Below are 26999 nucleotides of genomic sequence, written 5' to 3'. Positions count from 1 at the left end.
CACAGGAAAAACGACTGCGATATTAGAACTCATTGTTCAATTGGTTAAGCAAGGAAAACGCGTGTTATTAACAGCTTCAACACACGCGGCTATTAATAATGTTTTAGAGCGGATAGATAGTAATAGTCTTCAAGATTTAGTATTTCCTCTTCGTATTGGTGATGCCAATAACGCGAGGGGAGTAGAACATTATCAGTTTGATAACCTAAAAAAAGACTATAGTGTCGATTTTGAATGCAGCGAGCAACTACTGGTCGATAGTGCCAACCTTGTATGTGGAACAACCATTGGGATCATGCGCCTGTTCAACAACGAGAATGTAACCCTTCCCGACGTTACACCAGCATTCGATGTGATGATTATAGACGAGTGCAGCAAAACACCTTTTCAAGAGTTTCTAGTACCCGCACGCTACGCAGCTAAGCATATTTTGGTTGGTGATATTCGGCAGCTTTCCCCATTTACAGATAGAGAACAAATTGTCGCTAATCTGCAAAAGTTAATGCTTAGGCCGGGATACAGAAAAAAGCCAGACATCTTACTCAGCTCAGCGATTCAAGAGGCCTGCTTTTTAATTGAACAATTGCGCGATAAGTATAATAAGTTCACTAATCAACTTGTATTGCCGGTAAGTCACGACGTTTGTAAATCTTTGAACAAAGAAATAGCGAAAAGATGGGAGTTGGGCGATGAGGCAGTTGACCAACTGTTAGTAATAGATAGAAAACCAATAGACTATCTGCCCCTTTGGCAGAACAATATCCTGTTTGTAGAAAAAAATACGCTTGCACAAATACAAGACAAATTGCCTGCCGACGCCGTGGTACTTTCATCCGAATGGCAAGATAGTCATCATGCATTTGTAAACAATAAATTGTTTAAGAATTCGCAACAATGGAGTGATAGAAGGTCAAGCTACCATTCATCTAAAGAGATCTATTCTGAACTGATGAAAGGACTTAAAGCCACGAGTTGGGCAGAAGAGCTTTGCTGGCGCTTGGAACGTTTGTACTGGTTAAGGCTAGTAAGTTCGTTCGACGATAAAACACGTAATTACAAAAAAACGATAGAACGGTTATTGCCAAAAACTGAAGATACAGAAGGTCGAGTTTTTCAGTTGAAAAATATTGCATTTCCATCTGTTTTAGAAGCGTTATCTGGTGCTGGGTTACAAAAGCGAAAAAGAGACAGCTTGCACACACTGAATGGTGGCTTTCGTTCGAGTGAGAAGAATGCCCGACAAGTAACACTTAGCTACCAACATAGAATGCATCCAGATATATCCAAATTCCCAGGTAAACAATTTTACCATGGAAAGTCGTTAAAAAATGGCAGTAAAGTTTCTCACAACAGAGAGTGGAACTACACGCGATACAATCGTAACGGCCAGTGTTGCCATAAAATTTGGGTTGATGTTCCTAAAAGCTTGAAAAACGCGAGAGTGAACAAGAATAAAAACCATGCAGAAGTAAAACAAGTCATGGAAGAGCTTTCCCGCTTTGCAGATTGGGCAGAAGGAAGCAAAAATATTGATGGAGAACCATTTACTGTAGCGATACTTACTTTTTATAAAGGCCAAGAAAATGCACTGCGCTCTGAGCTCCAAAAACTTTCTGGAAATAATAAGGGCTATTCAACATTTAAACTAAAAGATACCAACGTAAAGCTCGCCACTGTCGATTACTTCCAAGGGCAGGAAGCAGACTTAGTCATTCTATCTATGGTTAATAACGAGAGAGATGGCTTTCTTGACTCCCCTAACCGTCTTAATGTGGCAATTACTCGCGCAAGATACCAACTGGTGATAGTTGGAGATGAAAATTACTTTGCCAACAAATCACCTACGGTCGAGCTAAAAAATCTAGCCCGAAGCACTTATACCGTCAAAGGAACTGAACTATGACAACCTTAAACAGCCTTGCCGATCTTGGAGTGTTATTAGAAAAAGAACCCGAGCGAAAAACACCTAAAAAACGCAACAACGCTCCACGGAAGAAAAGCACAGAAAAGCCAAAGCAAAGCCAAAGCCAAAGCCAAAGCAAAGCTACTATTTTAGAATCGCAAACAAGACTTAAAGCGTTTCACGCTATTGCTACCCTTTCTATTGCTAACAATAGAGAAGATTTACAACGAATATTAAATACAGATAAATTACCGCCTAGACTTCGAGAGTACTTAAAAAAAATCGGCGTATATGATAATAATTTTGACCTTACCGAAAAAGGGCAAGAGCTCCGTCGCACAGGTACAATTCAACTTGAAGAAAAAGGCCTATATCAACTTTGGTTCTGCGAACACCCACTGATAGGAAATCAGCTGATAGCGTTACAACGCCTTGATGCGCTTAGTCCTAATATTGAAGGCAAGACGTTAGGCAAAAAAGGGCAAGGTAGAACGCTACACTTTATAAACGGTGGAGCTAAATGTTCAGTGTTCGATAAGGAATCCAAAAGTTGGAAGACTTGTCATACGGAAATTAAAGATATTGATGTTATCTCTGAAGAAGTTATGGGCCACGATGCTACGCTAATTTGGAATCTTGATGCTAATAACAGCGTAGAGTTGAAATGCAACGTAAAAGTTAAGTGGCCAGAAAAGAAACACGGTGGTAACCCGCAAAATGCTCATCAACATGAAGTCGAGTTGCCTCTTTCATTTAAAGGTGAAAGCCAAAAACCAACCACTGTTGTTTACGACTCTGTGGCTGATTACTTCGAAGGTGAATGGATAGCAAAAAGGCTATCTATACAATTACCGTTTTCAGACAAAATAGATGATTTTGCTATTTTAAATGCATGCAAAATAAGAGATTTACCAGCTGAGCCGCTGAACATTCATGAAGTCGGCAAAATGCATATTAAAAGTTTCAAGCCTATTAACATTGAGCCTACAGATAGTAAAAGTGATCAACAAATTTGGCTTCAAACATGGCTAAAAGGTTATTTCACTCAACGACCAGTATCCCCATTGCAGGCAGAGAAAGATCAACTTTTGTGGCGAAGTAAAAAACAGTTAGCACACTTAGATATACCGCCGATTGGACAAAAAGAAATTTTGGATTTACTAGCTGAAAATGGAAGAGAGAGGGCCTACTGGAATGCTGCAGCAACAATAGACCTAATTCCATCACAAACCAGCCAGCAAGGTATACCGCTAACCTTGCAGAGTGGAGACAGCGTAACACCTCAACGCCTGCTCCAGCATTTAACAAACGATCGCAGTATAACGAGTATATTTATTTCAGACAGATACTATCGAACAGATAAGCAAGAGCAACTTCTTAATGCAATAGCAAACACTTGCCCAGGCACACTTTTAACGGCTAGAAATAGTGAGACACGAATTCAGCCCCATGGTTGGGACCTCGACTTTTTTGAAAAAAACAAACCAGAAAATCACGACCGTTATTGGATTATAGAAACAAGCCAGAATGAACGAATATGGAAAGTCAGTACTAGCCTAGACTTTTTAAGACAACAACAAAATGATGAATGGGAAGTAGTCGGCTACCCCACGTTTACGCCAATGTCGCGCAGTGATTTGCCCGAGTTCCTTTTAAAGTATTTGGAGAAAAACTAATGGAGCAAATAGTTGCTAGAGAAGAGCGATTCACCAAAGATTTTTCATCGCATCCTTTACCTCCATTGTTCATCAGTCAAGGTTGTGAAGAAAGCAAATTTAAAACCGAGTGGCTTACCCCCTCAACTGACGAGGCTGTAAAAGATCTTCTTAATGGGAGTAGGCAGACCCTTTTTATTAGCACCAACGCTTTAGAAGAAAAATACGTAGATATCATTCGTAAAAATGTAGATGAAAAAGATCTTCGTGTTTATCTATGTTTGGGCGATAAAAAAAAGAACACCTCAGTAATTGCTAAACTAAAAGACCGCTGTTTTATTCGGTATGGCGTTGCACAAGTAGGAAGTCTGTGGATTTCAGACTGTAATACGTTAAATGCACGAGGCAGTATTAACCTTGGTGGTTATCAAGCAACACTCAATAAAAGCCAACTCGATGATAGCTATCGAAGCTTTTGCTATTTATTCTGGAATAGCGCTACGCATGAGATCTCTGAAGGTGAAGAGTCGAAAGTCGCATCTTTTGATACGAAAATAGTAACCAATCATGATTTTCATCAAGCGCATAAATTAAACGATCATTTGAAGTGTGACACCGCTGAGTTTCTTTGCCAAACAAAGCGTACGACTGACCTTCAGTTATCAACTGCACTACAAGCAAAAGTTATAGCGAGTAGAAAGCTGAATCAATTAGTATCTTCAAGTATTGAAAAGCAGCTGCACGTTGCTTTAGCAGAAAGAAACTTACCAACGATTAGCGCTGGCAATAATAAAATATGGCTTCTCCCTGACGAAGCTAATTCTAACAGCGTAAATTGGGCATTAGAACTTAACGGACAACAAGCCTTAGAGCTTAAAACTTCACTGGAAGAGTTAATTGCTTCCATGAAATGGCAGCTATCCTACGAAACGACTGTTGAAAATATAGTTGGCAAAGCGATTCTATACCCGGATTCATTAAACTCAGAGCCTCTTACTTGCAAAGAAAATATATCTACTGAACTTAAAGATTTCATTTGCGACTCCTTCGAAGAGTTTTTAGACGCTGAACCATCGACACTTGTTTGCAGCCAAACAGGGTTTCAAAAGAATAACATTGCTAAGAGCGTTCAGTACGATGTACGTATCCATCCTCCCTATTTACCAAAAGGCGCAGTACAAGCTGAGTTAGTCGAACAATGGGGAAGAGCTGATAAACAATGGCATGCAGCTATAAATACGCTGAGAGCTAAAATAGAAAGTTTAGAGTCAACATTTGATGAATTAAAAAAGGGTCCATTGATCGGAAAATTAAAGCAGTTTTTGCTGGGTCAGAATCGTGCGGTGAAGGAAAACACTGGAAATTTGAGAGAGCTTAGCAGCTTTTTGCCAAGCTCAAGCTCACCAGCTGACCGTGAAGAAAAAATGGCGCTTTTAAAAAAGGTGGGGTTTGATATATCCCGCAGGAAAAAAGATACTGAGGCTGAAAAGCAGAAAGCTAAGGCGCTGAAACAGTGGGAAGAAAAACAAGAATCGCTTCTAGCTAAACTAAGGGAAAGTGAAGATGCTTATGAAAAAAGCGTTTCAAGAAAAGAGCAGCAAACTATAGAAATTAAGAAGAAAAAAGACCTTGTTAAAAGTCAAGCGCAAGAGAAATTACAGTCTTTCAACGAAAAAAACGAACAGTATGAAAATACTCCATCGAACTTTGAAGAGCTTAGCAAGTTAATTAAAACCAGCAAAGCAGCGAAAAAGTGGCCTGGTGAACTAAAAAGTCTGATAAACAACGCTAATTCACAACTTAATCAGTTATCAAAGTCACTAGAAACACTTGCCGACAAAGTAGAGCAGTCAAAAAGAAATGTCGTTAGCTGCAAGCAAGCATTGGAAGATCACAAGAGCGAAAACACTATATCGAAGGAACTATCCGACCACTTTGATAAACAGCTTGGTATCAAAGAAGACCAATCACTCAATATCAATTGGCCGTCAGCTGAATTACCTGCAAATAATTTAAAGCTATTCAGTGCAAATAATAAACTGTACTTAGTTGTGTATTTTCAAGAGCACATTGAACAAGCAAGAAAGGATGCAGTTCGGCTAGGAGCTGCTTTATGCATAAAGCGGGAACAGGAAAAAGAAAATGCCTGAGCAAAAAGTGATTCTCACGATTGATGATGAAGGAAAAATCACAGCGAAGACGGATGGCTTCAAAGGAGAAACCTGTCTAGAAGCAGTAGAAAGCTTATTAGAGCAAGAACTCAATATAGTAAATATTAAAAAGACAGATGAATATTTCCAAGCAAATGAACTAGTGAGTAATCGAACCATAACCAATAATCGAGGCAGCCTTTGAGTGCAGTAATCACCACAGCAACCCCATTTACAATTCAAGATGTTCTTGTAAATGCACTAGACGTATTAGGTTACGAGCCAACTATTGTCACAATTGACAATGTAAGTTCCTTTAACCACAGCAACCCACTTCAAGTGAGTGACATAATAACAAATCGCAAAGATTACTACGGGCATCAATACTTTCGCCTTGTGAATGACCAATGGGTTTTACTTCATGACTCAAGTGAAATGAATGGGAGGTTAGTTAGTAAAACTAGCAAACAATATCAATCGGTTGGACTCTTTTTAAAAGAGCTTTCCGCTGAGTACACAAAGCAATATAACATTTACCTTGAATATCTAGCTGAGTTGGAAAAGCAACGTATTGAGGCAGAGCGTAAAGCTAGAGTAGAGGAAACTCGAAAGCGAGCCATTGAGCGAGCAAAAGCGCAAGGCTATGTCGTTAAAGAAAAGCATATAAACGGAAAAATTCAGCTAGTATGCTCACGAACAATATGAAATTTCAGCCAGCAGATTATTTCAACATTTCTCATATTGAGCCCGTCACTCATATATATGGCCCTGGCTCGCGTTATACAGTATGGGTGCAGGGCTGTACTCTTGGATGTAAAGGTTGCTGGAATGAAGAGATGTGGCCAAATAGGCCTCGAACCTTAATCCACCGCTTTGAATTGCTTCAACAAATTTTGCGGGCCTCAAACATAGATGGCATAACAATTCTCGGTGGCGAGCCTATGCAACAACCTGAAAATACGCTCTGGCTTCTATCAGAAATACGGAAGCATAGTAGCCTATCAATAATGACTTACACAGGTTACGAACCGCACGAACTGAAACAAATGGGATATTGGAAACCGCTTCTTGAATACGCAGACATCATAGTTGCAGGGAGGTACCAAGAAGACAAAAGAAATACTTACCTTCGCTGGCGAGGCTCAGAAAACCAAGAAATATTCTACCCCAAACGTTCACGGCTCGATAGGCACTCGCACGAAACCAACGAAATTGAAATTATTATTTCAGAGCATGGTAATATCACGACGCTTGGTTACCCTGAATTGAAAAAGTGAAGTAAAAATCAATTAGATTTTTTTGCGGACCATACAATTCTAAACTAATTACCTGAGTCATTAGCCTATCCAGAGACACTTCACTTTCAACATTGGGTAACCAAAACATACTCATTAATTTTGCAACAGTGCAAATAATTTCAGCTTCAAAAACGAACCACGGGAAATAACCATCTAAGCTTTTCTAAATCGGCGAACCTGGCGGTAGAGGTTCTACCTCAAAGGTATTTGGCCACGTCTTACTAGCCCAATAAGTATCAAACTGCTGTTTCAGTATTTCATACTGATTGTCGTCAGCTTCACCCTCTAACCACTCGCTGAATTCAAGCAGTGCAAGTTCGGCTTCCATTCTTACTTCGGGCGCTAGCTTGTCGTTAGTGACAGCTTTCATCACTGCATTTAACGCCACTAGCTGTAGGCGTTTTGCTAATGGGCTTTGCGACTTATTTTTATACCAGTGTACGTTAAGTATTTGCTTCACCAACATAGAAACGCCCACCTTTTTGCGTCGGTCTTTAGTGCTTCTTGTTTGCCACTCTAAGCGGTTTAAGCGCTCTGGATGCAATAGCAACTCAAATGCAAAGTTCGATGCCGAAGCGGCGGCAGAGACAGGATCTAACATTAACCCCATTTTGCCCGTAAAGTGCTCACGAGTAATGTCGTCGCCGTAGGCTGTAGGTGGAATAAGCGCGAGGACCGATTCAGGAATCGTCAGGTAATCGGCGGTAGTGGCCGTAATTAACTGCTGCATAGCGCGCTGCTGCACCGCTGGTGCTACAAACTGTTGGCCCTGCGCTTGGGTGTAGTCACCTTTGCGCTCATATTCATAAACTAAGCCGCCTACTTGCTTTGCCACGGCCTCTAGCTGATAGCGATGAAGTAAGAAAATAGGCACTAAGGCATTCTCAAGGGACGATAAACTGCTGTTTAGGCTTAAAGTGTCCAAACCTAAATTGGCTAACGCCATTTCGCGCACTTGTGAAATTTCATCGAAGGCATCTAGCGGGTTGCTGCCATTTTCCCACATATGGCCGTTTGCTGATGCATGACGACTACTGCGGGTATCGGGGTCTGACTTAAAGCTTAAGCCCTCATTACGACCTTTTACGATAATTTTTGCCAAGGCTTCAGCTTCTTCTGCGTCGCTGGCAAAGTCTTGGTAACCATATGCTACGGCATGTATATCCCACGCACCTATGCCTTTGTCATAGGCGCCTTCTAGGCTAATTTTGCCGTTTTTAATACTGATTTTAGGGTGAGGATAATCCATTACCGAAGCACGGTTGTTTTCACTTGCCGCAAAATTGTGCGCTATGCCTAAGGTGTGCCCTACCTCATGAGCAGACAATTGCCTAATGCGGTCTAAAGCCATTTCTTTCTGCGCAGTGGTGTCGGTGTTGCCGTCTTTAAATGGGCTGGTTAGGCCAAGGGCAATTAAATAATCTTGTCTTACACGCAGTGAGCCAAGTGTTACATGACCTTTGATAATTTCGCCCGTACGCGGGTCGACAACCGACGAACCATATGACCAACCCCGTGTTGCACGATGTACCCAGTTAATGACGTTATAACGCACGTCCATTGGGTCAGCGCCTTCTGGCAGTACTTTCACCTGAAACGCATCTTTATAGCCTGCGGCTTCATAGGCTTGATTCCACCAGCTCGCGCCTTCTTTGAGCGCGGTCATTACGGGTTCTGGAATACCAGGGTCGAGGTAATACACAATAGGCTCAACCGCTTCGCTCTTCGCCGCGTGAGGCGTTTTTTTGTATAGACGATGGCGAGTAATAAAACGCTGTTCGATAGGCTCGCTGATAGGCGTTGAATAGTCGAAGTAGCTGAACTTCCAGTAGCCTGAATATGGATGATACTCTCTGGGCGTGTAATTATCGTCAGGGAGTGCCACAAACGAATGATGTAGGTGTACTGATAAGCTTTCTGGGTCAGGCGTAACTTGTTGTATGTATTCACCCGGCTTTTTACCAGCAAAGGTGACTAATGCCTCTAACTCGGTGTTTTTTTCAAAACCTTTGGTTTTAGGTAAATACACACCGCTTCGCATTTTATCTACGCTAAAGCTGCCTTGGTTCGTGCCTGCTAAGCGATTGCCAATGCCGTGTATGTCACTCAATAAGAATGGGGTGTAATCGATAAGGCTGGCGCTGTCGTCTTTAGCCACAACCGTAAAACCAGCAATGACCGAGTCGGCAAAGGCTTCATCTATGCTTTGCTTTTCAGCATCGCTGCCATAGGCTGCGCGGTATTTGGTGTTGTGTTGTTTTAATAAAAGTTTATTGCCAAATTTTTCGAAGCTGACTAGGCGAGTGTCGCCTAGTTGTCCACGATCAAGTCCAATGTCGTTCGACCCTACGCCATACGGCAAGCTGCTTTGGAACAAGTATTCCGCGTTGTTTGCTGGCACCGCTAAGTATACTTTGTCGCTTTCATTATCGTAGTAGACGGGGATCAGTCCGTCTTTTTTGATCATATCGCTGGTGAACTCACCAATGCCCGGTAACGAAGCCCAAGCTGAAGACGTAGACACGACAAACAATATCGTAAACGCAATGGCCAATTTACCTGATGCTTTTACCTGTCGCGCCGCTTTATGAAAAATGTTCAATTGCAGCATGCAGTTAATCCTTATTATTTTGAAATTCTAGCCTACCCTATGTAACGGCTTTTGCCCAAGGTAATTCATCGCTTTAATGTCTTGTTTTCGTTTGTCATTAAATAAAGAACGCGCTCCGCCTTTAGTGAGCCCCAGTTAGGTGTTAGAGCACAATTTATCGTGAAGTACGTATCTAAAAAGCGTAGAAAGTAGGCACAACTTTTCACATAGCATTAGTGCTTTTTAACAGCGGTTTGAATTGCGAGATGTTCATGGTCTCATACCCGATTGAAGTCATTGACCTAGGGAGTAAAATGGGTAAAAACTTAATTAGGCGACGCTATCCGCTTCGAGATGCGCTATATTAGCAGGAATGACTAGCGTAAATTCGGCACCCTGGTCATCGCTTTTCACACTGATTTTTCCGTGCAAACTATTTACTGTCCATAAATACACCAAGTGAAGGCCTAACCCTGAATTGCCTCTAGCTCTAGCGCTTGTCACAAAAGGGTTAAAGAGTGTGTTCATGAGTTTCTTCGAGATACCACTGCCATTGTCGCGAACCCCAATAGTTACCGTATCCTTTCCAGAAACTGCAATAGTAATTTCATTTCCCAGATTTCCATCAAAGGCATGTTCGACAGCATTGCTCAAAAGATTTTGTAGGATTTGTGACACTATCCCGGGGTAACTTTGCATTTGAATATCATTATCCATATCAAGGACTATGGAAACACGTTTAGGCTTTAACAAGGGCTTCATTGAAGCAATGAGGTCACTGAGCAATTCGCCCAATGAAAAAGAAATAATATCGTCACTTCCTCTGTCGATAGAAAGACGTTTGAAGCGCTTGATTATTTCGGCACTTCTATTGAGCCCATTTAATGCAAGATCAACGGCTTCATCGGTGTAAACTAAAAAATCAGAAAGCGCTGTATTGCTTAGATTATTTGGTAAAAGCGCTTTGAGCGCTGCAACTTTTTTTTGCAATCCGCTTATTGCCAGGATGCCACCACCAATCGGAGTATTGAGTTCGTGTGCAACGCCAGAAACAAGTAAACCAAGTGACGCTAACTTTTCTGATTCAACTAATTCCTCTCGGAGTAATTCGCGCTCTTTTAACGTCTTTTTAAGGGCATCGCGTTCAACTGCAAGCCGGCTCGCTAATTCATCGAGTTTCATTGACTTGTATCTATCTCTTAGGAACCACGATATGAAAACGATACAAACAAACACCCCTGCAAGTAAAGCGGGTAAAAACGCACTATAAAATTGAGTGTTATAAATGGAAGGTGGTGAGTAGGCAAATAAAACGACGGACTCCTTCTCTAAATTTTCCGTCCCTTCAGGGTTAAGCACTATTGCACTGTATATCGCATTGTTATCGTCACGCCATATAGACACACTGCCACTTTGAATAACTTCAGACCAAAGCTTGGCCAAACGAACGTTTGCGCCCGTGTTCTGCAAGCCTCGCATTGCCCCCCATTCTTCATCTTTATTCGATGAAAGCATCCACTCACCGTTGCCTTTTGCCACAAGTATTTTCGCTATGTCACTGCTGACAAGACGCAATTCATCAAAAAGAGAATTCAAAGCAAAGTTAATGATAAATACCCCTTCACCTAAGGGATGCTCTTTTACCGTGATAGCACTTCTGATAGTGGTTTTTAAAGGATGTTCTATCTTGCCATTTTCCATATTGAGATCGATAGGCGATAAATAGACTTTACCGTCTTTGTTTCTTAGTGCTTCTTTAAAATAATAACGGGCACTTTTGTTTTGCAACTTCTCATCCGGAACAACCTCGTGCCCAATTTCGTTGAAATTAACGCGAATCTGTTCTTGGCCGTCACTAGACAACCAGCGGATTTGTGAAATAGAGGGATGGTTTTTGCCAATATGAGAAAACACATCAGCAGCGGAAGCGTCGTTGGCTTGTAGCAGGTCGATAACATGACTATTGATAAGCACGGTACTATTTCGAATATCTCCTAATTTTGTGTTAAGAGATTGATTTGCCCTACTCAGCATCATGGTATGCGCATTGGCCACTTCGTTAAGTTTGCTATCAATTAAAGTGAAAAAAATCGCTACAGTTACGGACATCGACATTAGCAACGCAAACAGCAACGTCACCGCTATGTTTTTGTCTCTTAATAATTTAGGTATCGAAAGTAACTTCAACTACTGCGGCCTTTTCTTAGCCCAGTCGATAAATTTGGGAAGTGCCATCGGCTTCGCGAAATAGAAACCTTGCGCAATTTCGTATCCAATATCCATAAGTGCCAACCGTTCGATTTCCGACTCGACGCCCTCCGCAATCACGTCAAAATCAAACCTATTTGCAAGACGCAAAACCATTTCGCACACCGCAACGCCGGCCTCCTTATCTTCACCCGACAACTTTGATACAAAACTCTTATCAAGCTTAAGCGTTGTTGCAGCTAAATCAGTGATATGCGCAAGAGAAGAGTAGCCCGTACCAAAATCGTCTATGCTGATTTTGATGCCTCGTTGCCTGAGGTTTTTAAGGATGGGATTAACAATAGTATAATCTTCCATGGCCTGGGTTTCTGTAATCTCTATCTCGAGAAGTGAAGGATCGATTTTGCTTGAATTCAGAGAGTTTACCACTTCTTCAACAAAGCCATCGTTTTGCAATTCACCGCATGTCACATTAAATGAAACGGGAATGCTTAGCCCATGTTGAGAAAGTGCTTCAATTGCAGTAATTGTTTTTTCAAGCACAATAAGATCGATTTTATTTATCAATCCGGATGCCTCAGCGATAGGGATAAATTTTACCGGTGGTACAGCGGTGCCGTCAGGCTTTAGCCATCGAATAAGCGCTTCGGCGCCAATGAGTTTGCCGTTTTTCATATTAATTTTAGGCTGCAGCGCGATGTCGAGTTCGCTTGTTGACGTCATTGCACTGTATAGTTCATGTAATATGAGCTGTCGTTGTGCTATCTCCCCTGTTGTTTTGACATCGAAATTTGAATAATTTAATTTTTTCTCTCTGGTCGATGCTACTGCAATTTGCGCTGTTGTGACTATTTCAGACGCTTCACAGTCAACACTTTGCTTAAGCGACATCTCTCCAACTGTCGACAGTACTGTATGCTGAACACCGTCAATCACAATCTTTTTTTCGGTCAACCGAGCTAATTTTTTAGAGTCGACCCCGCCGTTATCAAGAAATAGTAGAGCAAGTTGATTATCATCTATCCGGCATATCGCGGATGCATGCGGAAATTCACTCAACAATGCTTCATAGAAAGAGTGAATCAAGCTTCGTATGTAGCGCTTACCTAACATCACTGCCGTTTCGGCGTAGTTTTTTACATCAACGAGTACCAATGTTGAATTTGATAAGGTTTCATCATCGAGTTGAGAAATCTCTCGTTCTAACCAGTTTCGATTGGGCGCATTCAATTCTAAGTCATAATAGGCAAGTTGTGACAACCTGTTAAAAAGCGCCAAATTTTTGAAACCGTTGTGAATGTTTTCACAAAATACTTTTAGTAGGGTAATGTGTTCTGGCAACAGTGTATTTGGGGTTTGCACGCAAATCATGTAAGCGCGCTTGTCGACATCTTCGGTCGAAAAATAAAGCGCCGAAAAACCTTTAGAAAAGCAGTGTTCTCGGCTAAGCATAGCCTTCTCCAATAACGATAAAACCTCTGACTTCTCTCTAAAATCTGGGTTTTCCAGAATATCCTGGACAAGGTTTGCCTGATGTACTTGAAAGCGACCACTTACCGCTATCACTTCCGACTCTTTAAGCGATTTATTTGCAGAATGGTGCGCGCAAACAATTCCCCCTTCACTGGGAACTCCAATAACCTTGGCTATCTCAGATAAAACCGTCCTCGTAAAACTTTTAATGTCACGCTTCGATGTAATTACCCTTGAAGCGTCAACAAGCATTTGCAGGCTGCGTTTTGCGTTATAAAGTTCCGTCAAATAATGCCAGGTGCGAACATTACTGGTCACCGATGAACGCAGTTGCGCTTCGGTGGTATCCGTTTTTATCCAGTATTCATCGATATCATATTGCTTCATGACGTCTTCATGTGGCGCCATTCCGGGTTGACCAGTCAGTAAGATTATTCTCACTCGATTGTTACCCATGATACTTCTTATGGTATCAACAAGACGAAGTCCGGCATCGTCCGTTTCCATAACCACATCAAGAAGAATTACAGATATGTCATCTCTTGAGGACAATATGAGTGAAGCCTCAGCAGCGGAACTTGCAGAGATAAGTTCGACACTCTTTCCATTTACCTGCAAACCTTTCAATGCTAAGCGAAGCGTTTGTTGATAAAAGGTGTCGTCTTCAACACTCAACACGGTCCAGCAGGTTTGGTTATGACTTTGACCAATTTGACTATTTGCCTTATCGAATTCAACTAGTCGTCTTATAGACATGGTTGCTCCATCTAATTCCATCCTTGCGCCTGAGGGGACTCGATAACATAATTGAGATACCCTCGAGTGGCTTATCTTTGTTATTCCTCTTCAATCATAGATAAAACTCACCATTATTTGCAATTTCCGAATATATATTTTAATCAATATTTATTTTATTTACTGGTTTGTTATTTAAGACCGCAGAGTAGATGTTTCTTGTACTTCTGGCTTGTTGGCCACTTTACGAAATGACTTGAATCACAAACAAGAGTAAGCCTTAATTGCGTTACTTTTTTAACTGGCACGACTAATAAGGGTTTTATTTTGAAGTTTGCCTCTCGCGCTACCGCCATTTCTCCGTTTCTTGCCATGGCCTATGGCGAAAAAGCCACCGCACTGGAACAGCAAGGTAAAGACGTCATCCGCCTTAATCTGGGCGAGCCTGACTTCGGCGCGCCTCTACCAGTACTTGCTGCAATGAAAAACAGCTTAAACGCGCCAGATTACCCATACACATCAGCTTTGGGTATGACGGAACTGCGTGAGGCTATCGCCAGTTTCTATGGAACCAAGCACAACGTGGTAGTGAGCCCTTCTCGAGTGGTAGTAACCGCTGGGGCGTCTGGCGCATTACTTTTGGCAAGCGCTGCCTTGGTTGAATCGGGCGACAACGTGATATTGGGTGACCCTTCTTATCCATGTAATAGGCGATTTTTAAACGCCTTCGGCGCAGATGTCACGCTGGTACCAACACGCAGTGAAGAAAACTTTCAGCTAACTGCTGCAAGTGTCGCTCATAATTGGAAGCACAACACCAAGGGCGTGCTCATAGCCACCCCCGCCAACCCAACAGGGACGGCAATAGATTTACAAGAACTGACTAAAATTGGAGAATTTTGCAAAGCCAAAGGCGGTTTTTTAATTGTTGATGAGATTTACTTGGATCTTTCGCTTTCTACTGATGATGCACTAACTGAAGTTTGTCCGTCCCAATCATCTGGAGGCGCTGACACCAAACTTCAAACCGTACTCGCTAATGCAGAGCTTCGGGACACTGTGATCGTGATAAACAGTTTTTCTAAGTATTTTGGCATGACAGGCTGGCGCTTGGGCTGGTGTGTTGTGCCTGATGCGATGACGCCAATCATTGAAAAGCTTGCGCAGAATTTGTTTATTTGCCCGTCTACACTCTCGCAAAAAGCCGCCCTTTCATGTTTCGAACCTGAGGCCTTAGCACAGTGCGAACAAAACCGAATGACGCTGGCGAAGCGAGCCTCTTTCGTTTTAAGTGCGCTTAAAAACATGGGGCTGACTCTTGATGCTCAGCCTGATGGTGCATTTTACGCATACATCAACATTAAACACACAGGGCTAAGTGCTGTCGCATTTTGTGATGCCCTGCTTTCGCAATATCATGTGGCGCTAACGCCAGGCAACGATTTTGGGGAACACAATGCAGATCATTACGTCAGGCTGTCTTTCGCTACCAGCATTGAACGTTTGAACGAAGGGTTATCGCGGCTAGGTGAGTTTGTCAAAACATTGCGCTGAAGGCTTTAGTCCCGTCGTTTAATTTCGTGAATAGACAAATATTACCTAAAAAAATGATAGATATCGGTGCTTGTGCGTATATTGAGTAACGTATATTGATGACACGTGTCGAAACGAAATAAAACAGGACAAAACAATGAGTAACGAACGGGAATTTGATGTAGTCATTTTCGGTGCTACAGGTTTTACTGGAAAGTTAGTGGCTGAGTATTTTCAAGCGCAATATGGTAACGACAGCAGCGTTAGATGGGCAATTGCAGGTCGTAACGAAACCAAGCTAGATGACGTAAAAAAGGAATTAGGTATTAGCGAGAGCGTTACTAGCATCGTTGTTGATGGTGATGATGCTGACGCACTCGATGCCATGACCAAGCGCACGGCGGTAGTACTTACCACCGTTGGTCCATATCAAATTTACGGCGAAAAGCTACTCTCTGCGTGTGTTGACAACGGCACAGGCTACACGGATTTGTGCGGTGAACCAGCTTGGATGCACCAAATGATCAATAAGTACGAAGCAAAAGCTAAAGAGACTGGCGCGAATATTGTGTTCTCGTGTGGCTTCGATTCTGTGCCTTTTGATTTGGGTGTGTACTATCTTCAAGAGCATGCTAAAAAGCAAACCGGCGACGTCATTGAATATGCAAAAGGTCGCGTTCGTAAGATGCAAGGGACGTTTTCAGGCGGAACAGCCGCTAGCTTAAAAGCAACCATGGCTGCTGCGCGCGAGGATAAGTCAGTCATGGCGGCATTGATTAATCCCCACTCGTTAACCGATGGCGCTTCAAATCAACCGCAGCCTGACGGTAACAAACCTTACTTCGATGAACAATTGGGCACATGGGTTGCGCCGTTTATCATGGCAGCGATTAACACTAAAAACGTCCATCGTACGAATTACTTGAACGGCTATGCCTACGGCAAAAACTTCCAGTATGATGAAATGCTGATGACAGGGCCTGGCGAAAAAGGCGAAGCCATGGCTAATCATGTGGCAAAAGATAAATCACTCGCCAGCGATGATGGCCCCAAGCCAGGAGAAGGCCCAAGCAAAGAGGAACGTGAAAACGGTTTTTACGATGTAATGTTTGTGGGTACTGCAAAAAATGGTGACATGCTTGCGGTATCGGTAAAAGGCGATAAAGACCCTGGCTATGGCTCAACAAGCAAAATGATTTCTGAGTCGGCTCTTTGCCTGTGTAAAGATGTAAACTTGTCTGGTGGTTTCTTTACGCCAGCGGCCGCTTTCGGTCATGAGCTCATTAGTCGCTTAGAAGAAAAGGCGGGCTTAACGTTCGCCATCGAGAAATAGCAGCGCAAAGAACTGAGTCAGGATCAGCGATAACACGTGGGGCTTGGTTTAGCCGTTCAATGAAACGTTTGCTGCTACGTGAATGCTCTGTAAAGGCTTAATTTTGTTTGAGTCGTAGTTAAAACCATATAACTATGTAGTCAGATTATTCGTCGGTTGATTTGACCGATTGATTCAAGTGAAAAGGCTGAACACACGTGTGTTCAGCCTTTTCTCTCTGCGCTAGGTGTTATTATTACTTTAAGCAAGTACTGCTTTTAATGCTTTAACGCAAGCATCTGTTTCTGAGGGCGTACCCACGCTTATACGTGACCATGAGTCATACCCTGGCCATGTACGCCCTACTACCTTTATGCCTTCGGCTTTCATTTTCTCTGCAAATTTATCGTGTGGCATGCCCGTGTCCATATAAATGAAATTGCCCTGCGGATTTGGGGCATAAGGCTGTTTTAATTCCTTGGCAACTTTTACTAACTTATCACGTTCAGTTTTAATCCGTGAACGCATGGTGTTTAAGTTTGCGTGGTCATCCATACTTGCCATGCCTGCAACGAGTGCCAAGTAGTTCACACCGCCCATGCGCAGCATGCCGCCCATGGTTTTCGCTTGCTCAGCAGGCATAATAGCGTAACCTAAACGCTGGCCAGCCATGGCGTGGATTTTTGAGAACGTGCGGCAAACCACCACGTTGTGCCCCTCTGCGACCAGCTTCGATTGCACGTTAGCAGGGTAAGCGTCCGACATCTCAATGTAGGCTTCATCAATGAATACCTGCGCTTTTTTCGACACCCGTTTTGCAAAAGCGGTAAGCTTGGCTGCATCTACCATACTGCCAGTCGGGTTATTTGGGTTGCACACATAAACAGCGGTGGTATCGTCAGTCACTGCTGCTTCGATAGCATCTAGGTCAAAAGTCATATCGGCAGCGAGCGGCACATAAGTTACATCTGCTCCCATAAACTCTGCCCCTCGCGGCACACCTTCGTAAGTAGCCATCGAGGTTACCAGCTTGTTGCCATTTTTCGTGATCCAGTCGGCGTAACCAAATAAAATAGGTGAAGAACCGTTTGTAATAACGATTTGATCGGCAGACACGCCCTCTTGCTCAGCAATTTTTTGTGCCAGCACATCAACCGTAGCGTCGGTATAACGCGCGAGATTTAAAAGCTCGCTTTGCATGGCTTTCGCAGCTTTCTTCGAGGGACCAAAGGCATTTTCATTTGACGACAAGCGAATAAGACCATCGTGCACATTCGGCGTAGCTGATGGAAAATGTTCGGTCGGCATGCCTGCCGCACGAAGGTCTCCCATTATGCTGTCGACGCTGGTAGTCAGCGCCACGGCTCCGGCGCCTAATCCCACAGATTTTAACCAATTACGACGAGAAGAATTCACCAAGGTTTGTTGTACGTTTTTATTCATATTTCGCTCTGCCCTCCATCTAGAATGTCTTTAGACTAAAGGCTTAATTTTGTACGCGCAATAGCCTAAAAACGCTAAAGCATTGACACTAATGCCCTTTTTACGTGCACGAGACGCACTAAAATTGACAACATAATAAGTTTTAACGTGTTAAGCCGTTACATTACGGTGCAACATTATTTTGAACATTTTAGCGTTTGCGATGAGTGACATTTTTATAGCGTCTGCGATGCGCCTATTTCTATCGGCCTTTAACGATGTTCAATAAATACATGTCATAAACAAATGCGTAAACCATCTCCACAAATAACAAGTATGAATAAACAGGAAAATAAGTAACTAATACAGTCTGCAAAACAGGAGTTAACTATGGCTAAGGATCACGGTACCCAAATTAAAAACGACGACACTTACGAAGCCTTGCGCGATGAAGGCTATAGTAAGGAGAAATCAGCACGCATTGCCAACGCACAAGCTAACAGTGAGCAAACACCGTCAAAGGACGGGGGAAAAGGTAAGAAGTACGAAAGCCGTACCAAGGATGAGCTATATGAAAAAGCCAAAGAAGTGGGTATTGAAGGCCGCTCGAACATGAGCAAAGACCAATTAATCAAGGCTTTGCGCAACCATTAAAGGAATGGACTATGGTCAGCCCATATAGACTGCTCTGTTTTTGCTCAATACTGTGTATTGCTGCAGCTTCTCCCCTCAGTAAGGCGACAAGTATGCCAATGGAATCGAATGACACAATTACAATCTCAACTCATCTTGGCAAGGTGCAAGGCAGGCTTAAAAATCATGTTGTTACCTTTTTCATGTTGTTACTTTTTACGGCGTTCCCTATGCAGCTGACCCTTTTGTCAAAACTAGACGCTTTCAAGCACCAGAACCGATAGAACCGTGGCGAGATACACTTCGTGCAATAGAGATGAAACCGCCAGTACCACAGCCAGGGCGAGGAAAGAATGTAACATTAGTCGGCGCACCTGGCGATTTAACCGTAAATATTTGGGCGCCTGAAGACGCGTTTTCAGATAATGAAAAAAGGCCTGTTATGGTATGGCTTCCAGGGGGCGCGTATATTAGAGCCGACGCCGGAGAAAGTGTTTATGATGGGTCACACTTTGCCCAAAAAGGCGTAGTAATCGTCACTGTCAATTACCGAGTAGGCGTAGATGGGTTTATGAATATTGATGGCGCCCCTGATAATCGGGGTACTTTAGACCAAATTCTTGCCCTTAAGTGGGTTAAAAACAATATTGAAGATTATGGTGGGGATCCAAGCAACATTACCTTATTCGGGCAGTCTGCGGGCGCAGGCAGCGTAGCAATCCTTCTAGGAAGCCGTCGGGCAAATACCCTGTTCCATAAAGCCATAATGCAAAGCCCCCCTATGCAGGCTATTTCTAAAGCGGAAGCCGCAGAGGTGACCCGAGCATTTGCGAAAAAACTGAATATTGAACCTACACTAACAGCACTATCAAATGTGGCGTTTGATGCATTAGTCAAAGGCGTGGTAGATATCGGTAACGCTGTTAATAATCGACGTGAATGGGGAATGCTATCATGGGGCGGTACCGCATTTTTACCCGTAGTTGATGGCGAACTGATCATCAATTCACCAATATTGAGCCTCAAGAACGGCGCCAACCCGTCTATTCCAACCATCGTTGGTAGTACAGATCAAGAATCGAGATTGTATCTAGTGCCTGGCAATGAAATTGAAACGATTGACGAGCGCAAGGTGTCGCTTTTCTTACATGATTTAAACTTGGGTGAGAATGCACCAAAGGTTTACAAAAAAAACCGTCATGATTCCTATGGCGACATCTATGCTGACATTCAGTCTGATTATACGTTTAGAATGCCTGCTATCCACATCGCAGAGCTTTTAACTGAAAAAGGCAATACTGTGTGGAAATACAATTTTGGCTGGAAGTCGGACGCTTACGGTGGTGAGTTAGGAGCCGCGCATTTTGTCGATGTTCCGTATACGTTCGATACTATAGACACAAAAGAAGCAAGTAACTTTGTTGGCAATAACCCTTCTGAAGAACTGAGTCAGGCGATGCAAAACTATTGGGTGAGATTTGCAAAACAGGGGGCACCAGGATGGAGTGAATACACCAAAGAGAGCCGCAAAACGATGCGCTTCGACAACCAGTCGGTTGAGGAAGAAGACCCTAACTCGCAGAAAAGAGCGTTATGGGAAGCGTTCGAGTTCTGAGAGTTTACGCTTGTCTTAGCAACATTTATTGATGATGAAAACTAAAGGGTTTTCAACTCTACCTTTACCATGGATGGTTTGATTTTATTTTTCTACCTCTAGTGCTTTTCACAAACCCTAAACTTTGAGAAAAATTCATAGTTCAATGAAAATAAGTCATTTTTATTCATAGTTTAGACCGCGTATAACGTACGTACAGCTTTAAAGGCTCCACGACATTCGGTTTAATCTTAGGAATAAAAGCGTATTCTCATGAACAACAACGTGAACCCAAATTTTTCTTTTACTATTAACAGCGTTCAGTTTAATGAAGATTATCGCCCTTCAGATAACACGCGTATCACTACTAACTTCGCTAACTTAGCTCGCGGCCAGCGCCGAAAAGAGAACTTGCGCGATGCTCTGAGTATGATAAACAACCGCTTTAACGCATTAGCGAGTTGGGATAACGAAAATGGTAACCGCTATGCCGTTGAACTTGAAATTGTGTCGGTAGATATCGATTTAGATAGTAACGGCAACACCTTCCCTACTATCGAGATCTTGCAGACCAACATCATCGATAAAAAAACAGGGAAGCGTACCCAAGGCATAGTGGGAAATAACTTCTCATCTTACGTTCGCGATTATGACTTTAGTGTTCGTCTATCTAATCACAATCGCGGTCAGTCATCATTTAGCGTACCCAATGACTTTGGCGATCTCCACGGAAAACTGTTTAAGTACTTTGTCAATTCAGAGGCCTATAAAGCGCACTTTTTAAAGCTGCCGGTTATTTGCTTGAGTGTTTCTGACAACAAAACCTATCGCAGAATAGAAAATCATCACCCTGTTTTAGGCGTGGAATATCAGCCGAATGAATCGTCGCTCACCGAGCAGTATTTTAAAAAGATGGGCCTTAACGTGCGCTATTTTATGCCACCTAACAGTGCAGCTCCTTTTGCATTCTATTTCTTTGGCGACCTACTCAATGACTACACCAACTTAGAGCTAATTAGCACTATTGCGACGATGGAGACGTTTCAGAAAATCTATCGGCCCGAGATTTATAACGCTAATGCCCAGGCAGGATTAAGTTACAAACCCAACTTAAGAAACAGCGATCACTCTGTAACTCGCATTGTATATGACCGTGAAGAGCGTTCTCAATTAGCCGTTGAGCAAGGTAAGTTTGTAGAAGAGCACTTTATAAAACCCTATCAACACAAGTTAGCGCAATTCGCGGCAAGCTATGCCTAATAGAATCCTTTGAACACCTGTGACACCAAGGGCACAGGGTTCAAAGACACGAATAATGGTAGAGGGCTGTGAGCGCTGCCCTTTGTGTATCCATACAATTTATTGATGAAAAGAAACCAATTTACATGAAAACACTACTCCCCACTTCTATTGCTGGCAGCCTTCCAAAACCATCGTGGCTTGCAGAGCCTGAAACGTTATGGTCACCGTGGAAGCTGGAGAATGATGCGTTAAAAGAAGGCAAAAAAGACGCCCTTCGCGTTACGCTTCAGGAACAAGTTGCTTCTGGCATAGACATTGTGTGCGACGGTGAACAGACCCGTCAGCACTTCGTCACAACGTTTATCGAGCACCTTGATGGTGTCGACTTTGAAAATCGTAAAACAGTACGTATTCGCAACCGCTATGATGCTAGCGTGCCTGTCGTCATTAAGGCTGTCACACGTCCAAAATCCGTGTTTGTTGACGATGCTAAATTTTTAAGAAGCCAAACTGACCAGCCTATCAAATGGGCCTTGCCAGGCCCTATGACGATGGTCGATACCCTGTACGACGACCACTATAAAAGTCGCGAAAAGCTAGCGTGGGAATTTGCAAAAATTCTCAACCAAGAAGCGAAAGAACTAGAGGCAGCCGGAGTTGATATTATTCAGTTTGACGAACCCTCGTTTAATGTGTTTTTCGATGAAGTAAACGAATGGGGAATTGCTGCGCTAGAACGGGCAATTGAAGGGCTCAAATGTGAAACTGCAGTTCATATATGTTACGGATATGGCATTAAAGCCAACACGGATTGGAAGAAGACATTGGGCTCAGAGTGGCGTCAATATGAAGAAAGCTTTCCCAAGTTAGCCAAATCCAATATCGATATGGTGTCATTAGAGTGCCACAACTCTCATGTGCCCATTGAACTGATTTCGCTCCTTAAAGGCAAAAAAGTGATGGTGGGCGCTATCGATGTAGCCACAGATACGATAGAAACCCCAGAGGAAGTGGCAGCAACATTACGCGAAGCGCTCAAGTACGTAGATGCAGATAAGCTTTATCCCTGTACAAACTGTGGCATGGCTCCACTGTCTCGCTCAGTTGCACGAGGTAAGCTTGAGGCATTGAGTGCAGGCGCAGAGATAGTCAGGAAGGAATTGGCGCTTAAACGCTCGGCTTGACGGCCTTCTAAATTGTGAACGATTAAACGGCACAGCGAGAATCGGATCAGCGGACATTGCATAAAGCAAAATGGACCGCTTTGATAATCTAACCCCCGTGTACAAAAGGCCTTTTACACTTTAAAACGCCATACCATTTATCCCGAATAGAAATGAAATCCGGCGTGTCTACGCCGTTTTTTATGAGAGTTAAACGCAAATGCAGATAAATGCTTAGGTCAAAGTGGGGTTCATTTATTTATCATATCCGACAACGGCATAAGCTTTACCTCTGCACAAAAAAGTGGGGACTCGCTGTTTACCCATCCCGCGCACGTAAGATGGCTGGGGTCAGTTTCTAGAGGCGCAACCAACATATTTAAACAATCATTGCTGCTAAGTTGTGCCAATTGCTCGTTGTCGAGACAAAGGTTTTGTGAAACGTAGATCATTGGGTTTTGAATGAGATCATAATTCAGGGCCTGAGCTCGTTCTAACAATGCGGATGACATTAACGAAAGTGGGTAAAACTGTGGGAACCGCACTTTGTTTGCGAACTCATCAATATAGCGTGTTTGATCAGCAAAAGCGCTTAACAAGTAATTTTTAGCATTACCAACAATCATCCATTTTCTTTTTAAAAAAACACTGTCTTTTAACAGTGTTCGGTCTTTCATTTTTGATAATTCCTCATTATTGAAGTTCAACAAAAAGGAGGTGACAGACAAATAATCTGACTGCCGATAAAACCCCATTAAACTTGGTTTTCCCGACGCTTTTAAAATCACTCGCTGAGACTCTTGCTCCCCCTGCTCATTTCTAGAAACTCGAGAAGGCTTAACCAATAAGTTAAGCTCGTCCCCCTCTTTTGCCGGATTCACAAAGGTAAATTCATACACCGAATATCGCCTCGGCTTGATAGTAGAGGCGCCCTGATTGATCTGTGTCTCGACAAAAAGGCCAAGTTGAAATCCAAGGGCAATCGTACCTTGGAAGGGATTTCCCTTGATGACGTGCCACCGCATAGGGTCGTGAAATAGATTAAAATCGTCCGTCGCATTTCGAGCAATGTCGATATGTAATTGGGTCAGTGTATGCATTGCTTTCCTTAAGTAGGAAACAGAAACCGTTAATAACGCGTTAAACCAAAAACTTCGTGTATTCAAAAAGATTTTAAGTTAAGACGGTCAAGCACTAGATGCCTTGATCTATGTTTAAGTATAGGTCATGGAAGCGCTGACAACTCACCTGCAAACTTGGCTTTTTGCATAAAGAGGCATTGGCCTTATTGAAAGCACTGCGTTAACACCCGCTTTATATCGATCTGATCACCGTCTACTTGGTACTCATCAAAGCAGGGTTTTGGTTTCAATTTCGCGATTCAATTAAGCCATGTTACACATCTAGCTGCTATTTACTATGTTCCCCTATTAGTAATAGGCCGAGTCAGTACATGTTAATTTTCAATAGATTACCTTAGCAACGCGCATTTCTTTCTTAGAACAAATATACCTGCGGTAATACGGCGCGATGACGAATAGTATAAATCTCGCTGAGTGGGTAATTATCTATGCGAATTGGTATACTCCAACTCTCTTTAACTTTCGTTGCAATATATTGTGAATCAACGTTTTTTACTTGCTATAGTCGCAGTCCTTCTGGCGATGGTAACCATTCAGTCTGGCGCATCGTTTGCCAAACAACTCTTTCCGATAGTCGGTCCCGAGGGCACTAGCGCGCTTCGTGCTTTTTTTGCCGCACTTATTTTAACGCTAATTTTTAGGCCTTGGCGAGCACGCCTAAGCGCAAGAGGATGGCGAAACGTCTTTTTTTACGGTGCATGCCTTGGTTCGATGAACATCATTTTCTATCTTGCCATTGCGCGCATTCCCCTTGGCATAGGTGTAGCCCTTGAGTTTACGGGTCCGTTAGCCGTGGCGTTTTTCAGTGCAAGAAAAAAACGAGATTTTGCGTGGGCGCTTTTGGCTGTTGCAGGCGTTTGCTTATTACTTCCTGATATTGGTGGCGCATCGGCAGAAAGCCTAGATCCCATCGGCGTCATTTTTGCGCTTACTGCAGGTGCGTTTTGGGCAGGTTATATTGTATTTGGTAATAAGACAGGTAACGAAGGGTCAGGCGGTATAACAGTAACCTTAGGTATGCTGGTAGCCGCTCTCTGTGTTGTGCCGATTGGCGTAATAAGTCAAGGCAGTGCGCTACTGTCCCCAGATGTAATTTTTATTGGCTGCGCTGTAGGCATATTTTCATCAGCTATTCCCTATACATTAGAAATGAGTGCTATGCGAAATATGCCAAAACAAACGTTTAGTATCATGATGAGCGCAGAGCCTGCCGTTGCCGCGATAGCAGCGTTTATTATTATCGATGAAATGCTAACACTCTCTCAATGGTTCGCTGTGGCATTGGTGGTGATTGCTACTGCTGGTAGCTCTATAACTCAGAAAGAAAAGCAGATTGAAACACTGTCTTAACGTTAAAACTCTGCCGTAATTTTAAACGCGGTGTGTGAACTCAAACCCTTTCGGCTTCGTTAATGATTATCTAGGGCGTTAAAAAAGCACAAGGAGCGATGATGAAACATTATGCGATAAATACAGAAGTTGAGTGGGAATGGAGTAACGGCAGCGCCACAGGCAATATTAGAGAAAAATTTACCCGCGATGTAGAGCGCACCATTAAAGGGTCGTCGGTAAAGCGTGAGGCCAGCGACAGCGACCCTGCCTATCTCATCGAACAGGACGATGGTAGTAAAGTCTTGAAATCTCATAGCGAAATTACGAAATCATCATAATCACCCCTTCAATCGGCCAGAAAAAATGCAGCTTTCTTTTTTCACTGATAGCGATGTTGTTAATGTGGCGAGGTCGCTCGTTGGTCATTTTCTTTTTAGCAATGTCGATGGCTTGCTGACCGGGGGAATGGTTGTAGAGACTGAGGCATATTGTGGTCGCCGAGATCTAGCGATGCAGAAACATCTAATACGGCGGCCTTCTTCTATTGCAACGCTAAAAAAGCAAGGCGGCATAGCCTACATTAATGGGCGCTAGTTGGCTAAGGCGAACGTTAATCTACAGTCGATATACTTGAGCAATTTGTTTACCACCCTCGGCACTGCAACATCACCGCTAGGGCTTTTTGCTTCAACAAAAATATCGCAATCGTCATATTTAATTTGTTGGCGAATAACATAGTCGTTAAGTTCGTCGAACAGGCTTTCTTTTAAAGGCACCATGCCGATAAACACCTCTGGGCTTTGTTCATCAACACAGACGTCACTCCTAATAAAGTAAGCGCCTTCAATTTCTCTTTTTAGTGTATACGCCTGCATGGCATCTAACTTTGTTAAGCGAAAGTGCACGCTAGTTTGGGGTTCTGTCACTGTTTATCTCGGTTTTCAATGGGGGCTTCTCTGAATAATTATTGCTCTATTTCTACTTTCCAAGGCGGGTTCACTCTGTTTTCTCCCGCCCAATACAGCTTGATTTTGTTACCCGATGGATCGTTTAAAATGGCCTCTTTCCAAAGGTAGCGTTGCTGCGTTGGCGGCTGCTCAAAACGAATACCTTTTTCTACAAGTGTTGTATACAGCTCATCTAACGCCTCGTGCTCGAAATAAATCACACTGTAATTTTGCACACTCTCACTTTCTAAAGAGAGCGAAAACGTAGACGAGCCTTGAGGGCACGTAAATCGAGCATAATGCGGTGTATCTACAATTTGGGTAAACCCAAGTGTCAGGTAAAATTCTACCGCCTCGGCCATGTTAGTAACGGGTAAGGTAACTTGGTTCAATTCCATGAAGACCTGCTCCTTTTGTAAAATTTTTAGAGGCGATAGCCTATAGGCTGACGCCCAAACGTCTGCGAATGGGCGAACTCAGCCCTACGCGTATTTTTGCACCTACCGCGGCCCACAGCGAGAAGCTTGGAAAACCAATTACGGCAAAAGCAGTCACAATTACAATTGCAGACTGTATGTCGCGCCCGGTCAGCTATTTTCAGCAACAGGAAAATATCGACATTGCCTGCGCTTCAATTTTATTGATAGTACTCAGACTGCGCAAACAG

Annotated in this window: 21 protein-coding genes and 1 pseudogene; 15 read left to right on the top strand and 7 right to left on the bottom strand. The window is 43.0% G+C overall.

Annotated features, from left to right (window positions below):
- The 6 genes from GVO63_RS05725 to GVO63_RS05700 form a co-directional block, all read left to right on the top strand.
- A partial coding sequence (locus GVO63_RS05725) for an AAA domain-containing protein (RefSeq protein WP_159578454.1) occupies window positions 1-1903 on the top strand: 1903 nt, incomplete at its 5' end.
- Entirely contained in the window at window positions 1900-3579 is a 1680-nt protein-coding gene (locus GVO63_RS05720; RefSeq protein WP_159578453.1) for a hypothetical protein, read from the top strand. The genes GVO63_RS05725 and GVO63_RS05720, both read left to right, overlap by 4 nt.
- Window positions 3579-5708, top strand: coding sequence for a hypothetical protein (locus GVO63_RS05715; RefSeq protein WP_159578452.1), 2130 nt, complete (start codon window positions 3579-3581; stop codon window positions 5706-5708). The genes GVO63_RS05720 and GVO63_RS05715 overlap by 1 nt, the downstream gene beginning before the upstream one ends.
- A complete protein-coding gene (locus GVO63_RS05710; protein WP_159578451.1) occupies window positions 5701-5913 on the top strand; it encodes a DUF2997 domain-containing protein in 213 nt (70 codons plus the stop codon). Before GVO63_RS05715 ends, GVO63_RS05710 begins: the two co-directional genes overlap by 8 nt.
- On the top strand, window positions 5910-6413 hold the full coding sequence (locus tag GVO63_RS05705) for a hypothetical protein (protein WP_159489458.1): 504 nt from the start codon (window positions 5910-5912) through the stop codon (window positions 6411-6413). The genes GVO63_RS05710 and GVO63_RS05705 overlap by 4 nt, the downstream gene beginning before the upstream one ends.
- On the top strand, window positions 6410-6985 hold the full coding sequence (locus GVO63_RS05700; RefSeq protein ID WP_159578450.1) for a 4Fe-4S single cluster domain-containing protein: 576 nt from the start codon (window positions 6410-6412) through the stop codon (window positions 6983-6985). Before GVO63_RS05705 ends, GVO63_RS05700 begins: the two co-directional genes overlap by 4 nt.
- A gap of 184 nt (window positions 6986-7169) precedes the next feature.
- On the opposite strand, the gene GVO63_RS05695 is transcribed toward GVO63_RS05700, so the two are convergent.
- The 3 genes from GVO63_RS05695 to GVO63_RS05685 form a co-directional block, all read right to left on the bottom strand.
- On the bottom strand, window positions 7170-9617 hold the full coding sequence (locus GVO63_RS05695) for a zinc-dependent metalloprotease (protein WP_159578449.1): 2448 nt from the start codon (window positions 9615-9617) through the stop codon (window positions 7170-7172).
- Between the two features lie 309 nt (window positions 9618-9926).
- The gene (locus GVO63_RS05690) at window positions 9927-11783 is read right to left on the bottom strand and encodes a sensor histidine kinase (protein WP_159578448.1); all 1857 of its coding nucleotides are present in this window, start codon (window positions 11781-11783) and stop codon (window positions 9927-9929) included.
- Window positions 11784-14033, bottom strand: a complete 2250-nt coding sequence (locus GVO63_RS05685) for an EAL domain-containing protein (RefSeq protein WP_159578447.1) — start codon at window positions 14031-14033, stop codon at window positions 11784-11786.
- Between the two features lie 306 nt (window positions 14034-14339).
- On the opposite strand from GVO63_RS05685, the gene GVO63_RS05680 reads away from it, so the two are divergent.
- Both GVO63_RS05680 and GVO63_RS05675 read left to right on the top strand, forming a co-directional pair.
- A complete protein-coding gene (locus tag GVO63_RS05680) occupies window positions 14340-15566 on the top strand; it encodes an aminotransferase class I/II-fold pyridoxal phosphate-dependent enzyme (protein WP_159578446.1) in 1227 nt (408 codons plus the stop codon).
- 136 nt (window positions 15567-15702) lie between these two features.
- Window positions 15703-16878, top strand: coding sequence for a trans-acting enoyl reductase family protein (locus GVO63_RS05675; protein WP_159578445.1), 1176 nt, complete (start codon window positions 15703-15705; stop codon window positions 16876-16878).
- 240 nt (window positions 16879-17118) lie between these two features.
- On the opposite strand, the gene GVO63_RS05670 is transcribed toward GVO63_RS05675, so the two are convergent.
- On the bottom strand, window positions 17119-18300 hold the full coding sequence (locus tag GVO63_RS05670) for a histidinol-phosphate transaminase (RefSeq protein WP_159578444.1): 1182 nt from the start codon (window positions 18298-18300) through the stop codon (window positions 17119-17121).
- 369 nt (window positions 18301-18669) lie between these two features.
- Between GVO63_RS05670 and GVO63_RS05665 the strand changes: the two genes are divergently transcribed.
- The 4 genes and pseudogenes from GVO63_RS05665 to GVO63_RS05650 all read left to right on the top strand — a co-directional run bounded on the left by GVO63_RS05665 (window position 18670) and on the right by GVO63_RS05650 (window position 22932).
- The gene (locus GVO63_RS05665; RefSeq protein ID WP_159578443.1) at window positions 18670-18933 is read left to right on the top strand and encodes a Rho termination factor N-terminal domain-containing protein; all 264 of its coding nucleotides are present in this window, start codon (window positions 18670-18672) and stop codon (window positions 18931-18933) included.
- 244 nt (window positions 18934-19177) lie between these two features.
- A pseudogene (locus GVO63_RS05660) lies at window positions 19178-20527 on the top strand (carboxylesterase/lipase family protein); the annotation flags it as partial.
- A 264-nt stretch (window positions 20528-20791) separates the two neighbouring features.
- Entirely contained in the window at window positions 20792-21766 is a 975-nt protein-coding gene (locus GVO63_RS05655; protein WP_159578458.1) for a DUF1852 domain-containing protein, read from the top strand.
- Window positions 21767-21891: 125 nt separating this feature from the next.
- Window positions 21892-22932, top strand: coding sequence for a methionine synthase (locus GVO63_RS05650; RefSeq protein ID WP_159578442.1), 1041 nt, complete (start codon window positions 21892-21894; stop codon window positions 22930-22932).
- Between the two features lie 230 nt (window positions 22933-23162).
- Here the strand turns inward: GVO63_RS05650 and GVO63_RS05645 are convergent, their stop codons facing one another.
- Complete coding sequence (locus GVO63_RS05645) at window positions 23163-24011, bottom strand: hypothetical protein (protein ID WP_159578441.1); 849 nt, start codon at window positions 24009-24011, stop codon at window positions 23163-23165.
- Window positions 24012-24530: 519 nt separating this feature from the next.
- Between GVO63_RS05645 and GVO63_RS05640 the strand changes: the two genes are divergently transcribed.
- The 3 genes from GVO63_RS05640 (at window position 24531) to GVO63_RS05630 (ending at window position 25979) form a co-directional block, all read left to right on the top strand.
- Window positions 24531-25403: a DMT family transporter gene (locus GVO63_RS05640; protein ID WP_159578440.1), complete on the top strand. Its 873-nt coding sequence runs from the start codon at window positions 24531-24533 to the stop codon at window positions 25401-25403.
- A 98-nt stretch (window positions 25404-25501) separates the two neighbouring features.
- Window positions 25502-25723: a DUF2945 domain-containing protein gene (locus tag GVO63_RS05635; RefSeq protein WP_236552066.1), complete on the top strand. Its 222-nt coding sequence runs from the start codon at window positions 25502-25504 to the stop codon at window positions 25721-25723.
- A gap of 25 nt (window positions 25724-25748) precedes the next feature.
- Window positions 25749-25979 (top strand): DNA-3-methyladenine glycosylase, encoded by a 231-nt coding sequence (locus GVO63_RS05630; protein WP_159578439.1) that lies wholly within the window; start codon window positions 25749-25751, stop codon window positions 25977-25979.
- On the opposite strand, the gene GVO63_RS05625 is transcribed toward GVO63_RS05630, so the two are convergent.
- Complete coding sequence (locus GVO63_RS05625; protein WP_159578438.1) at window positions 25976-26311, bottom strand: hypothetical protein; 336 nt, start codon at window positions 26309-26311, stop codon at window positions 25976-25978. The two genes, GVO63_RS05630 and GVO63_RS05625, sit on opposite strands and share 4 nt — an antisense overlap.
- Before the next feature lie 38 nt (window positions 26312-26349).
- On the bottom strand, window positions 26350-26730 hold the full coding sequence (locus GVO63_RS05620) for a VOC family protein (protein ID WP_159578437.1): 381 nt from the start codon (window positions 26728-26730) through the stop codon (window positions 26350-26352).
- Between the last annotated feature and the right edge of the window lie 269 nt (window positions 26731-26999).

Source organism: Alteromonas sp. KUL106, assembly GCF_009811415.1.
In the GTDB taxonomy this organism is placed as follows: domain Bacteria; phylum Pseudomonadota; class Gammaproteobacteria; order Enterobacterales; family Alteromonadaceae; genus Alteromonas.
The sequence above is the reverse complement of the archived record's forward strand: the minus strand, read 5'-3'. Positions and strand labels throughout refer to the sequence as shown.

Coding starts and splice junctions, on each gene's coding strand:
- GVO63_RS05715 (WP_159578452.1), top strand. CDS start 3,579: ATGGAGCAAATAGTTGCTAGAGAAGAGCGATTCACCAAAGATTTTTCA.
- GVO63_RS05720 (WP_159578453.1), top strand. CDS start 1,900: ATGACAACCTTAAACAGCCTTGCCGATCTTGGAGTGTTATTAGAAAAA.
- GVO63_RS05685 (WP_159578447.1), bottom strand. CDS start 14,033: ATGTCTATAAGACGACTAGTTGAATTCGATAAGGCAAATAGTCAAATT.
- GVO63_RS05675 (WP_159578445.1), top strand. CDS start 15,703: ATGAGTAACGAACGGGAATTTGATGTAGTCATTTTCGGTGCTACAGGT.
- GVO63_RS05665 (WP_159578443.1), top strand. CDS start 18,670: ATGGCTAAGGATCACGGTACCCAAATTAAAAACGACGACACTTACGAA.
- GVO63_RS05630 (WP_159578439.1), top strand. CDS start 25,749: ATGCAGCTTTCTTTTTTCACTGATAGCGATGTTGTTAATGTGGCGAGG.
- GVO63_RS05700 (WP_159578450.1), top strand. CDS start 6,410: ATGAAATTTCAGCCAGCAGATTATTTCAACATTTCTCATATTGAGCCC.
- GVO63_RS05650 (WP_159578442.1), top strand. CDS start 21,892: ATGAAAACACTACTCCCCACTTCTATTGCTGGCAGCCTTCCAAAACCA.
- GVO63_RS05635 (WP_236552066.1), top strand. CDS start 25,502: ATGATGAAACATTATGCGATAAATACAGAAGTTGAGTGGGAATGGAGT.
- GVO63_RS05695 (WP_159578449.1), bottom strand. CDS start 9,617: ATGCTGCAATTGAACATTTTTCATAAAGCGGCGCGACAGGTAAAAGCA.
- GVO63_RS05620 (WP_159578437.1), bottom strand. CDS start 26,730: ATGGAATTGAACCAAGTTACCTTACCCGTTACTAACATGGCCGAGGCG.
- GVO63_RS05645 (WP_159578441.1), bottom strand. CDS start 24,011: ATGCATACACTGACCCAATTACATATCGACATTGCTCGAAATGCGACG.
- GVO63_RS05670 (WP_159578444.1), bottom strand. CDS start 18,300: ATGAATAAAAACGTACAACAAACCTTGGTGAATTCTTCTCGTCGTAAT.
- GVO63_RS05710 (WP_159578451.1), top strand. CDS start 5,701: ATGCCTGAGCAAAAAGTGATTCTCACGATTGATGATGAAGGAAAAATC.